We start from the raw sequence: 14,674 nt of genomic DNA, 5'->3' as shown, positions 1-14,674 counted from the left end.
GAGGAGCCTATGCAGATCAAGCTCGCCAATCCCCGCGGCTTCTGCGCCGGCGTGGACCGCGCCATCGACATCGTCGACCGGGCGCTGGACGTCTTCGGCCCGCCCATCTACGTGCGTCACGAAGTGGTGCACAACAAGTTCGTGGTCGACAACCTGCGTGCTCGCGGTGCCGTCTTCGTCGAAGACGTGGCCGACGTACCGGACGACGTCATCCTCATCTTCAGCGCCCACGGCGTCTCCCAGGCCGTGCGCCGCGAGGCCGCTGAGCGCGGTCTCAAGGTATTCGATGCTACCTGCCCGCTGGTGACCAAGGTGCACATGGAAGTGGCCCGCTACAGCCGCGACGGCCAGGAATGCATCCTCATCGGCCACGCCGGGCACCCGGAAGTGGAGGGCACCATGGGCCAGTACGACGATCGTGCCGGCGGTGCCATCTACCTGGTGGAAGACGAGGAAGACGTCGAAAAGCTCGAGGTGCGCAACCCCGAAGCCCTGTTCTACGTCTCCCAGACCACTCTGTCGATGGATGACACCCGCAAGGTGATCGACGCCCTGCGCGCCAAGTTCCCCCACATCAATGGTCCGCGCAAGAACGACATCTGCTATGCCACCACCAACCGCCAGGATGCGGTGAAGACCTTGGCGCTGGAAAGCGACGTGGTGCTGGTGGTGGGCAGCCCCAACAGCTCCAACTCCAATCGCCTGCGCGAACTCTCCGAACGCCTGGGCACCCCGGCCTACCTGATCGACGGCGCTGAGGATCTGCAGCAGAGCTGGTTCGAAGGGGTTCAGCGTATCGGTGTCACCGCCGGCGCCTCGGCTCCCGAGGTATTGGTACGCGGTGTCATCGACCAACTGCAGAGCTGGGGCGCCACCGGAGAAGTGGAGCTGGAGGGCGAGCCGGAGAACATCACCTTCACCCTGCCGCGGGAGCTCAGGGTTAAGGCGGTGTAGGACGTCGCTGGCGCCCTAGCGGCGCCAGCAGTCGGCGGTGGTAACGCCGGTGCCGGTCTGGCCTTTGAGACCATTGTTGGTGAGCGTCAGGGCACCGCATTTGTCATTGGCCATCACCCCGGCGTTGTTCGGCGTGGCGGTGGCGGTATAGGACGTACCGGCGTTACCCACGGTGATGGTGAAGGTGTAGTTGGTTCCCGTAGGATAGGGCGGTGCCGGATTGTCCGGCACATCCGTCCCTCCGGCCGTCTTCGAATAGCGTCCCGTCCCTGTGTAGTACCGCTCCATGAACTGCGACAGTTGCATGAGCGATGCTTCGGCATCTGCGCGATTGCCTTTGCGGATATGTTCCATATAGGACGGATAGGCAATGGCGGCCAGGATGCCGACGATGGCCACCACGATCATCACTTCGATAAGGGTGAAGCCTCTTTGTAGGGGCTTGGTAGATTTCTTCATCGCTAATTTCTGACCTCTCGCCAAGACATTCTTCCGGAGGTGCGGTTTCCGGATGATATGTCTTTGCAATCTATTTGCCCGTTAGCTAGCGAGACGCAGGCCACGCTATTTTTCGGTCCTTGGCTATTGAAAGAACCATCAGATCCGTTAGCCGGACTACCAATGTAAACACTTTTGGAGGCTCCTCCTCCATTTAATAAGCCTGATGCAGGAATCCGCACATTGCCACTGAGTACATAGTCGCTTGCATCCAGCAGATGATCGCCGTTGAGATCGAAGTAGCTGTAATTGAACCGACTGCCGGTTAGAACGTTTACCGCCATGATCCAGCTGGTTCCTCCACCGGTACAGGGGTCGCTTGAAGGCGTCATGCTGGTGAAAACGACCGCACCACCACTTAGGGCAGCCTTGGCTATCACTCTTTCTCCGGTAAGCGTTCCTGGCCCGCCGTTTTGTGTCTTCCAGACTAAATCCATGAACCAGCCGGCTTGACCTGAGCCTAGGGTATTGTCGCTGACGGCTCTCGCGCGGTTGGTACCGACCGTGCCCTGAGCGATGATCTGCTGTTCGAGTAACTGATTACGCGTAATAGCCTGGCCCCGGTCGATAATGGCGTAGAAACTCTCCAGCCTTGGTCGTGCCGGAATGATGTTGTCGCCAATGCGATAATAACTACCGGTGCCGAAGAGGATGATGGCCTTGCCGTCGGTATTCAATGCCGCTGCCAAAGGTGCGGTGATGGGTTGTGGTACGTTACCGTAGTCCGGACCTGTGGTAGCAGTGAAGAGTGGCGTAGTGAGTGTCTGCCAGTTGTTTGGATCGGTGCTGGAAATATCGAATTTCCAGAGTTTGCCAGCCGTATCTCCTACATAGAGGGAATCCGCGATGCGGTCATTGTTCAGGTCCACGGCCAGCGGCGCACCCAAACCTCCCGTGGTGGTAAGGGTGAAAGCCTTAATGACCTGGCCGGTACCGGCATCGAGAATCCACACTTTGCCAGAGGTCACGGGACCATCGCTGAAGCCGCTGGTGACGATGACACCAAAACTACCGTTGGGTAGGGCGACGATTGCCGGCTTTTGTACTGGGTAATGCATATCGGGTGAAGCGAATTCCCAAAGCACCTTATCTTTGTTCATGCGGCTGGGATTCGTCACGTCCAAGGCAAAGACGGCATTGCCACCGGCACCTGTTGTACCCACCAGCAGGGTATGCCAGGCACCGTTGTAGTAGGCATCGGAAGAGGTCGCAGGTCCGTCGACATAATACCTATGGCTATAGTCTTGCCGCGTTAATTGATAAAGGTTGCCCAAAATGGCCCGCGGAATATAGGCGAAGAGTTCATTGCCGCCAGAGTCGCCAAGGCTGCCATCGAATATATGCAGCATGCCGTCATTGGCGCCGGCCACCACGATGGGCGCCCGAGTTTTGATTGTTGCTCGGAAGTCTAGGTAGCTATTTCCTGCTTGGCCGGGCAAAAGGTTGTAACCGTAATCCGGCTGGCCGATATAAAGCGGATCGGAGTTAACGATGTCGCCTAAGCGGCTGGCACGGGTGCGCAAGGGGTTCGTGGCAGCTGTTTCAGGGCTACGATCACCTCTCAGGTAATTCAGGCGTCGCTGGCCTTCTGCGTCGTTGACCTGGGTACCGTCGCCATTGTTGCGAAGCGCCGCCTTGGCGTCATCATCCAAGGCATTACTCCCAGTCCAAGAGAGGTCGCGCCCGCCTGTTGCGACCAAACTTCCGCTGGCTGGTGCATTGCCGGTGGCGATGTTACGCGTGGAAAAGTCCCGGGCATCCAGCTTCGCGGCTGCGCTCCAGGTAGCGGTTGGACTCAGAGTGCCATCTGCATTGAAAGCCTGGGCGACTAGATCACCGCTCCAGAATTTCGGCTTGTAACTCGCCTGGAAGAGTGCCGTACTGGTGTTGAGTTCCGAACTGCTGGCACCGATCGAAGTACTCGTATTACTTGTTTCACTGGCGATCTGGGCAAAGGCTTTTTTCAGGCTGGTAGTCATAGCCTGGGCATCGCTGGCTACGAAGAAATTATCGGGTCTTTTGTCCCCTGTGGGAAGAATATCGCCACTGGTCCACCAGAGATTGTCGGTGATACTGGCACTGGTAGCAGTGTCAGGAGAAAAGTTCTGTGGGACGCTGAAGCCACCATATTTGGCTGCGAGCCAGTATTGGTTTTGGGCTTTGCCCGCGAGCGTTTGGTTTTCCCGAACATCCATCCAATAGGTGGATATGGTCTGATTACCCGATAGGTCTGGCCGTTGATCCCGGGTATGGGCATCGTAGGCGAGGCCGGCGATATAGGCTGAGTTACCGCGGCCTGTGAAAGGCGTGTTTATGGTGATGCCTTCGAGTGATGCAACTTTCTGAGTAGCGGTTTGCACATTCACCGTGGTGTCCGCCGTCACCTCTGCGGGCCTTGCCGGTTCGCCGCCGGACGAGGTATCGCCTCCCGGCAGATTTTTATCGTCCCAGGTATTGGTATCGCCGATACCGAGGATCACGTTCTTCTGGCAAGAGTAGGTAATGGGATCGTCCCAGCTCGTGACTACCGGGAAACCATCGGCTTGGGCATAGCGGTTGGTGGCATCGCCTGTGAGATTGCTATAGGCGGCGACGTTGCCCTGGTGCTTGAAATAACGGATTGCCGTGTAATAAAGCTCGCTGACTGGGTCGAAACTCTTTAGGTTGCGATAGTCTTTTTGGCTGTCATAGGGCATGGAGCCGAATTTGTTCAGATAGTTGAGGACACCGCTGTTGGTGATTCCCGTGGTGCCCGGAGTACCACTGGCTTCCGCAGGACGTGGATTGAGACTTTGGATACCGGTCTGGGCATTCCATTCCGCATTGGTATTGGTCGTCTGGTCGGGATTCAACGGGCCGATGAAGGTCTGTTTGGCACGTAGTACCCCGCCATCCCTTAGCACATCAGAATCGTTGAGATAGCTGACGACGGAATAGCGCAGCCGATCGGAGTATTGCTGCAGCAGCCCTTCGGGCTTGTAGTTCGATGCCGAATAAGCCTTGCAGTTGCTCTCGAGGCCCACAGCCGGATTACAGACCTGTATCTGGACGCGCACGCGATAGACGCTGTTGGTGTTGGTTGCACCACCTCCCGGCTCATAGTCTCTTCTGAGGCTGTTGCCATCCCATTGGCGAGTATTGTTAGGATCGAGATCGGCCCAGACGCTCGGCCAATTATTGCCATAGCCATAATCTCTGGAGCCACCGCCGCCAATACGGTCATTCCAGTTGGAAAACAGCATGTCGAAACCCTGGCCTTCCAGGCGGACATAGAGATTGTCCCAGGTGGCGGCAAAGGGCGTGGCGCCCGCGATTTCGGAGTGAGGGATAAGCCCTTGATCAGTGCTCAGGCGGTTGCCGGCACTGTTCTGGCCATCATGACGTGCTTTTTGCAGGACCGTGAGGCCTTCGGTGTCCCGAATACGCTCGCCGCCGGTCAGAGCACTACGGAAGGGATCGATGGTAGGAGTAGCAGCCCAATTCAGGAAGTTGCCGCTCCACTGCCTGGCGCCATTGCATTGGTGATTGCTGGCTGAGGTCTGGGGCTGGAACCAACTATTGTCTAAGTTGGTACTACCATCGCCAGACTGGGCAGGTGGATTGGCGTAGGTGTAGACGTAGCACTTGTTGGAATCGAAATAACCACTATAGGTGTTAGCGGAGCTATAGCTGCCGAGATTGGCTACCGACAGCACAGTAGGCCATTCCACCGAGGGTACCAGAGCCAGACTGCCTGGAATGTTGGCTCCGCTCGCTAAAGGGGTTTGGGATACCGCAGGCTGCGTGGTAGTGGTAGTGGTAGTGGTAGTGGTCGATGGGGTCAGCGTGGCCTGGGCGAACGGGGCCATGACGCCGTAGGCCAGGATGCCCAGGCTGTAACGGCGAATTCGGGATGCGTAAGAGCTATGCATGGGATTCTCCGAAACCTAACGCCTGAGATAGAGGGTATTGATGGTGACGTTGGAGCTGGGCGCGGGGGTACCGTCCGAGCCGGTATCCTGCGCGGCACCTTTGCCTGTGCTGACGATCCGGATGACGCTGTTGTCGCTAGGCTCGTTAGCCTCGGCACTTGAGGCGGGAGGGCGTACGCGTACTCCCGGCAGTGGCACCAAGGTATAGGTTGTAGGTTGCAAGCCCGTTGGGTTTAGCGTAACCGTCTCGGGTGAGGTCATTCCCTGGAGTTGGGCAATAGAGCGACTCAGCAATACAGCTTCGGCGGTACGCTGTGCCATTTCCGCCGCCTGGAAGGCTTGGCTTTCATCGCGCAGGTTGCCGGCCATGCGTTCTTCCAGGGTTGTTCCGCGCATGCTTCCCAAGGCCAGCAGGGTCAACAGCAGTAGCATTACCAGGGTGACGATCAAGATCGCGCCGCGCTGGGATGAGGGGGGCGGATTCATGGCAGGTGGTTCCGCAGGCTGACGGTCAGGGTGAACACCTGGGCAAGGCGGCCATTAGGGATGGTCACCGAGGCGTTGTTGAAAAGAACTTGCTGATTAGGTGTAACGACGTTGGTAGCACTGCTCACCGCGATCAGGTTGATCCGGGCGGCGACCACGCTCTGCCAGTCAGTGATGGTGCTGGCGTCCTGGTAGGCTTGACCGTTGGCGTCCACCTTGATCTGGCCGTTGGCATCACCTACGGCATAGCGAATCTGCAGTTGCTGGATGCCTGATACCAATTCTTCCGCGGGCTGGTTCAAGCCGTTGTAGACCTGTCGCCACAGTGACGGTACACCTGTATCTGGATTGTTCTGCAGATAGTAGAGGGCGCTCTGGTAGAGCAGCAGGTGGGCGGTATTCCGGTACGTACGACCGAAACCGGTACTCCCCGCGACAGATACGCGACTGTCAGTGGGACCACTTTGATTCGCGAAAAGAAAACAGGCGCCTGGGTCATCTATGACTAGAAGCCTATTTTGCGCTAGTCCAGTGGCTCGATCCGTAGAGATCTGGGTAACGGTCGCACTGGTAATCTGGGTGCTCACCGAGTCCGCTGTATGCTTGAGCAGAATGACATCGGAGCTGTTGGCGCGGTTGTTAAAGATCGTAGTCAGCCAGGCGGGAGTGTTTGCCGGATTCTGCGTATTACTCGCAGTGCTCCAGCCTTGGATACCCGCACCCAGGTCGTAGCGGATATCGGTTTGGCCGTTGGGTCTGGCGAGACTCGCTGGTAATAAGCTTTCGTCCAGTGGGCTCATGCATTCGCCGTGATAAGCCGCATTGCGCAGATCGAAGGCCAGGAACTCCAGCGCGAAACGCCCCGATTCCTGCACTTGGGACAGCGCAGCGTTGGTTTGGTAGGTGCGCTTGGATGACAGGAAAAGCTGCAATACCCCGCCCATGAGTAGTAACCCAAGCAGTAGCGCGATCATCAACTCTATGATGGAAAGACCGCGTTGGTGTTGTGCTGAGGCGGCCCTCATAGCTGTGTCCTGTAAGTGAAGCGCTCGAAGCTACTGTTGCTGCTGGCAGGACTGCTGCAGCTGTCGTTGGTCGCCGCCACGGCCTGGGCCGATTTAATGGCCGCTCGACGATCATTCCAACAGACGATGACGGTGACGTTGTTTGTGTTGTCCAGGCTAAGACTGCCCGTGCCTTGGGGGAGGCTGAGAGCCAGGGCATTCAGCCAGCCGTTGACGTCTTGTTGGGCGACCGTGCCAGTGATTGCATTGGTAGTACTCGGGGTCGGGAAGCTGGCTGAGTAGCTGCTTCGGTCGGCAAGCGCGGCAACCCGATTTGCTCGCATGCGATCGACGATGTCGTTGGCCAGGATAGTGGCTTGCGAGCGGAAATAGGCACCCTGGTTGCTCTGCACGCTCACCGTCTGCAAACCGGCCAGGCCGAGTAGGCCAATGGCCAGGATCAGCATGGCGACCAGCACCTCGATGAGGGTGGCGCCGCGTTGTCGGAAAGACCCGATCATGGGCAGCCACCTGCGCCGACTGTGGCATTGCCGGTGGTGCTGACCTGGATGGTACGGCTGCACGTAGGGGAGGTCGTTATGGTGAACGTCGCTTGGATGCCCCCTGCCAGCGTGGTCAGGCCGTTGCTTTGATAGGTCATGCCCGCACTGGGGCCGACGAGGGTGCCGCCACTGATGGGCTCCCAGATTCGCAATACGGTGTTGCCCTGCATCAGGAGCCAGCCAGACGACCAGTCTGTGCCGTTCACACAAGTGTTGCTGCCCGTAGTGCTACGGCAGAGCACGATGTTAGTTCGCCGCTTTAGGGCCTCGGAGCGCGCGATTTGCAGGGTTCCCAACAGCTCGTTGCTCAAGACGGCCGCACGGTTGCTTTGCAGCATGCGGGTAAAGGAAGGCGCGGCGATGCTGATCACGATCGCCAGAATGGCGATCGCTACCATCGTTTCGATAAGGGTGAAACCGTACTGGGTACGCATCGTCTACTTCGCCATGCTGGGATTCGTAGCATGGGGGATTAACGGGCGATGTAGTAGCTGACGACAGATGTCCGGTCGAAACAGGAAGGTGTCTGGTACGGCGGTTCAAGCGCAGCGGTCGTGCTCCCGGAGGTCGGCCGTTTCAATCCTTCCGGCTTTGTTCAGGACCAGTCGTGCGCGGGGGATGTCTCCCTGGCAGAGGATGAAGCTACCGTTGAGTGCATCGGTCGTGCCGTTGTTCAGGAAGGTGAGATGAGGCTGTGCGCGAAAGTTGTTCCAGCGCCACTGGAAGTCCCTTGGCGGCTGCTCACTGATCAGTAGTGTCGTTTCCTGCGCGGACTGGCGGCCGTCTCGGTCGAGATCTTGGAAGACGCGGGTGCTGGCTGACCAGATGTTCGATGCTTCGCAGGTGCCTGCCGGTGCATGGCAGATGGAAATGCTGCTTTTCCTGCTGATGGCTGCAGCGCGGGCGAAGCTCACCGTTTCCCTCAGTTGCTGGATGGCAATTTGCTGTCGATTACGTTGCAGTATTCCGCCGAAAGCGGGGACCGCCAGAGAGACGACGATGCCGAGTACACTGAGACAAATGAGTAATTCAAAGAGGCTGACGCCTCGCGAATCGCGATAGGTCATGTTGACGTCCTTGTGTGGGGGGCGGCCGTCCTGGTCGCCATCGTCGTTTTGCTTCATGGCGATGGAACAGTCAATTCTCCGGGTGTAGAGGTGTGACGTGAGTTTCGATGTAGCGGTAATAGGGGCCGGCGCCATAGGGCTTTTATCGGCCTATCACCTGTCCTTGAGCGGTCGGCGGGTGGTGGTGGTCGAGCGGGGAGAGCCGGGACGGGAGGCGTCTTGGGCCGGCGGAGGCATCGTTTCGCCGCTCTATCCGTGGCGCTACCAGCCCGCCGTGACGGCGCTGGCGCATTGGTCGCAGGATTTCTATCCGGTGCTGGGCGAGCGGTTGCGTCAGGAGACCGGGGTGGACCCGGAGGTGGAGGTCACCGGCCTGTACTGGCTGGATCTGGAGGACGAAGCCGAGGCGCTGGATTGGGCGCGGCGCAACGTCAGGCCGCTGTCGTCGGTGTCGCTGGACGAGGTGCGTAGCCGGGTGCCGGTGTTGGGACCGGGTTATGCGCGGGCGGTGTTCATGGCCGGGGTGGCCAATGTGCGCAACCCGCGGCTGGTGCGTTCGTTGCACGAAGCCTTGTTGCAGATGCCCAACGTCACGCTGTTGACCGATTCTCCGGTGACGGGCTTCGTGCGCTCGGGCGAGCGAGTGGTAGGCGTGCGGACCACTCTTGAGGAGATCCACGCGGAGTCTGTAGTGGTCTGCGCGGGTGCCTGGAGTGGTGAGCTGTTGCAGACGCTGGGGCTGGCGGTGCCGGTGGCTCCGGTGAAGGGGCAGATGCTGCTCTATCGGCAGCCGGAGGGCTATCTGACCAGCATGGTGCTGGCCAAGGGGCGCTACGCCATTCCGCGGCGGGACGGTCATATCCTGATCGGCAGTACCCTGGAGCACGCCGAATTCGACAAGACGCCGACCGCCCAGGCGCTTGCCAGCCTGCGGGCGTCGGCCGCCGAGTTGCTGCCGGCGCTGGCAGGTCTGGAGCCGGTCGCGCATTGGGCGGGGCTGCGGCCGGGCTCGCCGGATGGCGTGCCCTTCATCGGTCCGGTGGCGGAGTTGCCCGGGCTGTGGCTCAACTGCGGCCACTATCGCAATGGCCTGGTGCTGGCGCCGGCTTCCTGCCAACTGCTGACCGATCTGCTTACCGAGCGCCCGCCGATCATCGATCCGGCGCCCTATGCGCCGGCATCGCGTCTGAAGGTCGATTAATCAGTCGATACCGAGCTTCTTCAGGCGGTAGCGCATCGAGCGGAACGACAGGCCCAGACGTTCCGCCGCAGCGGTGCGGTTCCAGCGCGTCTCTTCGAGTGCCTGCATGATCAGCTGGCGCTCGATGGACTCCAGGTGGTCCTCGAGGTTGGCGATATTGGCCAGACTCGCCTCGCCGGCGGCAGTGGCAGCCGGAGCGTCGGCCAGGCGCAGGTCGTTCGGGCGGATGACGTCGCCTTCGCAGAGGGTATAGGCGCGCTCCAGCATGTTCTCCAGTTCCCGGACGTTGCCCGGAAAGCGGTAGCTCTTGAGCTTGGCCAGGGCATCCTCACCCAGCGTTGCTGGAGCCAGGCCGGAATCGCGTGCCAGGCGTTCGAGCATGTGACCCGCCAGCACGCCGATGTCCTCGCGGCGCTCGCGCAGGGCCGGCACCTGCAGTTCGATGACGTTGAGCCGATAGTAGAGATCCTGGCGGAAGGTGCCGGCCGCCACCTCGGCGGCGAGGTCCTTGTGCGTGGCGCTGAGGATGCGCACGTCCAGGCTGATCTCCTGTTGACTGCCTACCGGGCGCACGGCCTTTTCCTGGATGGCGCGCAATAGCTTGACCTGCATCGGCAGCGGCAGATCGGCCACCTCGTCGAGGAACAGGGTGCCGCCCTGGGCCGCCTGGAATAGCCCCTGCTTGTCTTCGATGGCGCCGGTGAAGCTGCCTTTGCGGTGGCCGAAGAATTCGCTTTCCATCAATTCCGAAGGAATCGCCCCGCAGTTGACCGGCACGAACGGCTTGCCGGCGCGCGGGCCCTGTTCGTGGATCAAGCGGGCCACGCGTTCCTTGCCGCTGCCCGATTCGCCACTGATATAGACCGGTGCCTGGCTGCGGGCGAGTTTGGCGATCTGGGTGCGCAGGGCGCGCATGGGCGGCGATTCGCCCAGCAGTTGGGTTTCGCTCGAGCCGATCACCGGCGTGGCGGGGCCGGACAGACGCAGGGCGGTGCCGACCAATTCGCGCAGACGTGGCAGGTCCACGGGTTTGGTGAGGTAGTCGAAGGCGCCGGCTTTCAGCGCCTGCACGGCGGTTTCCAGGCTGCCGAAGGCGGTGATCATGGCCACTGGCAGTTGCGGCAGTCGCTGCTGGATGAAGTTGATCAGCTCGAGGCCCGAGCCATCGGGCAGGCGCATGTCGGTCAGGCAGAGGTCGAAGCTTTCCCGTTCGAGGATGGCACGCGCATCGGCGATGTTCTTGGCGCTGGCGGTATCGAGCTTCATCCGGCCCAGGGTGATTTCCAAGAGTTCGCGGATATCGGGTTCATCGTCGACGATCAGGACTTTCTGTCTGGCCATGCTCAGCTCATTGTGCGGGGATGGGCGAAGGTGATGCGGAAACAGCTGCCGCTCGCCAAGGGATGATAGCCAAGTCTGGCCTGGTTGCTTTCGCAAAGCTCACGGGAAATGTACAACCCCAGGCCGGTGCCCTTGTTTTCCGTGGTGAAGAACGGCTCGAACAGGTGGTCGAGTTGCTCGGCGGCGACGCCGGGACCGTCGTCGACCACGTCGAGGATGGGCAGGTCGCTGTCCGGGTCGCGATACACGCTGAGCCAGACCTGACCGGTAACGCTGTAGCGCAGGCCGTTCTGCACCAGGTTGGTGAGGATCTGCCCCAGCTGGTGGGGATCCATGTGGGTCTGCAAGGTGCCGGGTTCGGCCTTGACATGGATTTTCTGGTCGGCGGGTAGGGTAGGGCGCAACTCACCGGCGAAACGATGGGCCCAGTAGCGCAGGTCGATCAGTTGGGGCGCCGATTGGCGCCGCCGCGAAAGTTGCAGGACGTTCTCCACCACCCGGTTCATCCGCCGCGATTGATCCTGGATGATCTGCGCCAGGCGGCGATCCGGAGTGGTCAGCTCCTCGGACTCCTGGAGCAGTTGCGCCGCGTGGCTAATGGCGCCCAGCGGGTTGCGGATTTCGTGGGCAATGCCGGCGGTGAGGCGACCGAGGGAGGCGAGCTTGAGTTGTTGTGCTTGCTGGGCGATTCGCGAGACGTCTTCGAGAAAGGTCAGCACGCGCTCGCCCTCGCCCTGTTGCAGGCGCGCGAAGGTTGGCTGCAACAACGGACCGTTGGCGTAGGCGCGTAACGCGGCCGGGCGGATGCTGGGATTGCGCTCCCACTCCTCCAGGCGTTGGGCCAGGACGCTACTCAGGGGCGTGATGCTGCCGTCGTCGTCCACGCCCAACAGACGGCGCGCCGCTGGATTGGCCAGCAGCACCTGGTATTCGGCATCGAACACCAGGATGCCGGTACGCATCCGTTCGAGGATGAGGGCGTTTAGCGCTTCCAGCTCGGCTACGGTAGTGGCGCGGGTTTCGGCCAGCGCCTGGCTGTCCAGCAGTCGCCGAACCAGGCCCTGTACCAGCAATGCCGTGGCGAAGCACAGGGTGCCCAGGCCCGCGGCCTGGACGTAGCCACTGCCACCGTCGCCGCGGCGCAGGTCCAGGTAGATGGTGGCGAGCAGCAGGGCGATCGCGGCCAGGGCGGCGATCAATAGGCCGCGGCGACCACGGATCAGGACGTTGGACACGCCCACTGTCACCACCAGCAGGCTGCCCATACCGCTGGTGATGCCGCCGGCCAGGAAGAACAGGCCGCCCAGGGCGATGATATCGATCAGTGCCAGGGTGAAGGCATGCCGGCGCAGTGGTCGGTGAAAGGCGGCCAATACCGTGTTGGCGGCGAGATAGGCCCAACTGGCCTGGCGAAACAGTTGGCCGTCCACGGTGCGTAGCCAGTGCTGGTCGAGATCGCTGGAGATCAGCAGGACCAGCGCCAAGCCGATGACGATGCGATAGAAGTGATAGAGCCGCAGGACTGCGTCGGCTCTGAGGATATCGGGATCAGTCTCGGTGCTCATGCTGCAACCGGCGATGTTCGGCGCTGCAATACCAGCGCTGGCTGTCGCCATCGGCCAGGGCTCGTTCCTGGGGCACGTGGACCTCGCAATGGGCGCAGCGCACCATCGGATTGGGCGGGAGCGGGCGGGCTTTGCCGGATGGCCTCTGCGTCTTGCCCCGCCACCAGCGTCGGATCAGCCAAAACAGCGCGCCCAGCAGGGCGAGCCACAACAGCAGGCGAAACAGACCCATGGATGATCTCGCGGCGTAAATGATGGGAGAGTTTAGCAGGGCCGCCAGGTGCTGGGAGATCGCCGTGCGGCTCCGATTGTCCGGCTTCCCTGCATGCTGGAAAATGACCCGATAAACCGGGCTAGGGAGTTTTCATGAGTCAGCTGCTGAATGTCGTGATGGCGCAATTGAACCTCAAGGTGGGCGACATCCATGGCAACGTCGATCGGATCATCGCGGCGGCCTGCGAGGCCCGCGACCAATTGGGCGGCGATCTGATCGTCTTTCCCGAGCTTTCACTGTGTGGCTATCCACCGGAGGACCTGCTGCTGCGTTCCAGCATGCAGCGGCGCATCGAGCAGGGCTTGCAACGGATTCGCGAGGAGATCGGCGGCATCCATGTGCTGGTCGGCTTTCCCTGGCTGGAAGAGGGGCGGCGCTACAACGCCTGTGTGGTCTATCGCGACGGCGTGCAACTGGCCTTCTACCGTAAGCAGCAACTGCCGAACTATCGGGTATTCGACGAAAAGCGCTACTTCGAGCCGGGCGATAGCGCGGCGGTGTTCGAATTCAAGGGCGTCCCCATCGGCGTCACCATCTGCGAGGACATCTGGTTCGCCGAGCCCATGGCCAAGGCGCGGGCGGCTGGCGCGCGGTTGATGCTCAACCTCAACGCCTCGCCCTTCCACGGCGGCAAGCAACCGGAGCGTGAAGCCGTGGTGGCCGAGCGGGCCCGCGAAGGTGGCATGGCGGTGGTCTACGTCAACCAGGTGGGTGGCCAGGATGAGCTGGTGTTCGACGGCCATTCCTTCGTGGTGGATGCCCAGGGGCAGGTCACCCAACGGGCGCCAGCGTTCGTCGAGGGACTCTATCCGGTCGCCTTCGACGAAGCCTTGAATCCGCTGCCGGCTGAGCTAGCGCCTATCGCCTCACTGGAGGCCAGCGTCTACGACGCCCTGGTGCTCGGGGTGCGCGACTACGTGCGCAAGAATGGCTTCAAGGGCGTGGTACTGGGGCTATCCGGGGGTATCGACTCGGCGTTGGTGCTGGCGGTAGCGGCGGATGCCCTGGGGGCGGAGCAGGTGGAGGCGGTGATGATGCCCTATCACTACACCGCCCAGATGAGCCTGGACGATGCCGAAGCCGAGGCCCGGACCCTGGGCGTACGCTATAGCGTGCTGCCCATTGCACCCATGGTCGAGGCCTTCCAGCAGACATTGGCCGGTGAGTTCGCCGGTCTCGGTCGGGACACCACCGAGGAAAATCTGCAGGCGCGTTGTCGTGGCACTCTGCTGATGGCCATTTCCAACAAGAAGGGCTACCTAGTGCTCACCACCGGCAACAAGAGCGAGATGGCGGTCGGCTATGCCACCCTCTATGGCGACATGGCCGGCGGCTTCGATGTGCTCAAGGATGTGCCCAAGACCCTGGTGTTCCGTCTCTGCGAGTATCGCAATCGCGCCGGCGAGGTGATTCCCCAACGGGTGATCGATCGGCCGCCGTCCGCCGAGCTGTCGCCGGACCAGAAGGACGAGGATTCACTGCCGCCCTATCCGGTACTCGACGAGATCCTGCGCCTGTATGTCGAGCAGGACCTGTCGGCGGTGGATATCGTCGCCGCCGGTTTCGACGAGGAGGTAGTGCGCAAGGTGCTGCGCCTGGTGGATCTCAACGAATACAAACGGCGCCAGGCAGCGGTCGGTGCGCGCGTGACCCAGCGCGGTTTCGGCCGTGACCGGCGCTATCCGATCACCTCCGGCTGGCGCATCGGCGACTAGGGGTCTGCTGCCGCGTCTCTACGATCCGGCACCAGGGTTTTCGTAGCCTGTTGCGAGCGCCATAAAAAAGGGGAAGCCACTGGCTTCCCCTTTTT

13 protein-coding genes are annotated in these 14,674 nt (G+C 61.1%); 3 read left to right on the top strand and 10 right to left on the bottom strand.

What is annotated here, in order from left to right; translation table 11 throughout:
- Positions 1-9 precede the first annotated feature (9 nt).
- Positions 10-954 carry a 4-hydroxy-3-methylbut-2-enyl diphosphate reductase gene (gene ispH, locus FAZ11_RS11135; RefSeq protein WP_058772412.1) on the top strand — a complete coding sequence of 315 codons (945 nt, stop codon included), beginning with the start codon at positions 10-12 and terminating at the stop codon, positions 952-954.
- A 15-nt stretch (positions 955-969) separates the two neighbouring features.
- On the opposite strand, the gene FAZ11_RS11130 is transcribed toward ispH, so the two are convergent.
- From FAZ11_RS11130 to FAZ11_RS11100, 7 genes are all read right to left on the bottom strand, one after another.
- Positions 970-1,413, bottom strand: a complete 444-nt coding sequence (locus tag FAZ11_RS11130; RefSeq protein ID WP_058772413.1) for a type IV pilin protein — start codon at positions 1,411-1,413, stop codon at positions 970-972.
- Positions 1,414-1,415: 2 nt separating this feature from the next.
- Entirely contained in the window at positions 1,416-5,363 is a 3,948-nt protein-coding gene (locus tag FAZ11_RS11125; RefSeq protein ID WP_081319975.1) for a pilus assembly protein, read from the bottom strand.
- Positions 5,364-5,378: 15 nt separating this feature from the next.
- Positions 5,379-5,849: a pilus assembly PilX family protein gene (locus FAZ11_RS11120; protein WP_058772416.1), complete on the bottom strand. Its 471-nt coding sequence runs from the start codon at positions 5,847-5,849 to the stop codon at positions 5,379-5,381.
- On the bottom strand, positions 5,846-6,874 hold the full coding sequence (locus tag FAZ11_RS11115) for a PilW family protein (protein WP_058772417.1): 1,029 nt from the start codon (positions 6,872-6,874) through the stop codon (positions 5,846-5,848). The genes FAZ11_RS11120 and FAZ11_RS11115 overlap by 4 nt, the downstream gene beginning before the upstream one ends.
- Positions 6,871-7,374: a type IV pilus modification protein PilV gene (pilV, locus tag FAZ11_RS11110; protein WP_058772418.1), complete on the bottom strand. Its 504-nt coding sequence runs from the start codon at positions 7,372-7,374 to the stop codon at positions 6,871-6,873. Before pilV ends, FAZ11_RS11115 begins: the two co-directional genes overlap by 4 nt.
- Positions 7,371-7,850 (bottom strand): GspH/FimT family pseudopilin, encoded by a 480-nt coding sequence (locus FAZ11_RS11105; RefSeq protein ID WP_058772419.1) that lies wholly within the window; start codon positions 7,848-7,850, stop codon positions 7,371-7,373. Before FAZ11_RS11105 ends, pilV begins: the two co-directional genes overlap by 4 nt.
- A gap of 105 nt (positions 7,851-7,955) precedes the next feature.
- Positions 7,956-8,483: a GspH/FimT family pseudopilin gene (locus FAZ11_RS11100; RefSeq protein WP_158295273.1), complete on the bottom strand. Its 528-nt coding sequence runs from the start codon at positions 8,481-8,483 to the stop codon at positions 7,956-7,958.
- A 97-nt stretch (positions 8,484-8,580) separates the two neighbouring features.
- Between FAZ11_RS11100 and thiO the strand changes: the two genes are divergently transcribed.
- Complete coding sequence (gene thiO, locus FAZ11_RS11095) at positions 8,581-9,684, top strand: glycine oxidase ThiO (protein ID WP_058772421.1); 1,104 nt, start codon at positions 8,581-8,583, stop codon at positions 9,682-9,684.
- Here the strand turns inward: thiO and FAZ11_RS11090 are convergent, their stop codons facing one another.
- From FAZ11_RS11090 to FAZ11_RS11080, 3 genes are read right to left on the bottom strand one after another with little or no spacing between them, the layout of a single operon-like run.
- Entirely contained in the window at positions 9,685-11,025 is a 1,341-nt protein-coding gene (locus FAZ11_RS11090) for a sigma-54-dependent transcriptional regulator (RefSeq protein WP_058772422.1), read from the bottom strand.
- Between the two features lie 2 nt (positions 11,026-11,027).
- Positions 11,028-12,590: a sensor histidine kinase gene (locus tag FAZ11_RS11085; protein WP_058760744.1), complete on the bottom strand. Its 1,563-nt coding sequence runs from the start codon at positions 12,588-12,590 to the stop codon at positions 11,028-11,030.
- Positions 12,574-12,822 (bottom strand): PP0621 family protein, encoded by a 249-nt coding sequence (locus FAZ11_RS11080; RefSeq protein WP_058772423.1) that lies wholly within the window; start codon positions 12,820-12,822, stop codon positions 12,574-12,576. Before FAZ11_RS11080 ends, FAZ11_RS11085 begins: the two co-directional genes overlap by 17 nt.
- A gap of 134 nt (positions 12,823-12,956) precedes the next feature.
- Between FAZ11_RS11080 and FAZ11_RS11075 the strand changes: the two genes are divergently transcribed.
- Positions 12,957-14,579 carry an NAD+ synthase gene (locus tag FAZ11_RS11075; RefSeq protein WP_058772424.1) on the top strand — a complete coding sequence of 541 codons (1,623 nt, stop codon included), beginning with the start codon at positions 12,957-12,959 and terminating at the stop codon, positions 14,577-14,579.
- The last annotated feature ends 95 nt before the right edge of the window (positions 14,580-14,674 follow it).

Source organism: Pseudomonas rhizoryzae, assembly GCF_005250615.1.
In the GTDB taxonomy this organism is placed as follows: domain Bacteria; phylum Pseudomonadota; class Gammaproteobacteria; order Pseudomonadales; family Pseudomonadaceae; genus Chryseomonas; species Chryseomonas rhizoryzae.
The sequence above is the reverse complement of the archived record's forward strand: the minus strand, read 5'-3'. Positions and strand labels throughout refer to the sequence as shown.

Coding starts and splice junctions, on each gene's coding strand:
- ispH (WP_058772412.1), top strand. CDS start 10: ATGCAGATCAAGCTCGCCAATCCCCGCGGCTTCTGCGCCGGCGTGGAC.
- FAZ11_RS11130 (WP_058772413.1), bottom strand. CDS start 1,413: ATGAAGAAATCTACCAAGCCCCTACAAAGAGGCTTCACCCTTATCGAA.
- FAZ11_RS11125 (WP_081319975.1), bottom strand. CDS start 5,363: ATGCATAGCTCTTACGCATCCCGAATTCGCCGTTACAGCCTGGGCATC.
- FAZ11_RS11120 (WP_058772416.1), bottom strand. CDS start 5,849: ATGAATCCGCCCCCCTCATCCCAGCGCGGCGCGATCTTGATCGTCACC.
- FAZ11_RS11115 (WP_058772417.1), bottom strand. CDS start 6,874: ATGAGGGCCGCCTCAGCACAACACCAACGCGGTCTTTCCATCATAGAG.
- pilV (WP_058772418.1), bottom strand. CDS start 7,374: ATGATCGGGTCTTTCCGACAACGCGGCGCCACCCTCATCGAGGTGCTG.
- FAZ11_RS11105 (WP_058772419.1), bottom strand. CDS start 7,850: ATGCGTACCCAGTACGGTTTCACCCTTATCGAAACGATGGTAGCGATC.
- FAZ11_RS11100 (WP_158295273.1), bottom strand. CDS start 8,483: ATGACCTATCGCGATTCGCGAGGCGTCAGCCTCTTTGAATTACTCATT.
- FAZ11_RS11090 (WP_058772422.1), bottom strand. CDS start 11,025: ATGGCCAGACAGAAAGTCCTGATCGTCGACGATGAACCCGATATCCGC.
- FAZ11_RS11085 (WP_058760744.1), bottom strand. CDS start 12,590: ATGAGCACCGAGACTGATCCCGATATCCTCAGAGCCGACGCAGTCCTG.
- FAZ11_RS11080 (WP_058772423.1), bottom strand. CDS start 12,822: ATGGGTCTGTTTCGCCTGCTGTTGTGGCTCGCCCTGCTGGGCGCGCTG.
- FAZ11_RS11075 (WP_058772424.1), top strand. CDS start 12,957: ATGAGTCAGCTGCTGAATGTCGTGATGGCGCAATTGAACCTCAAGGTG.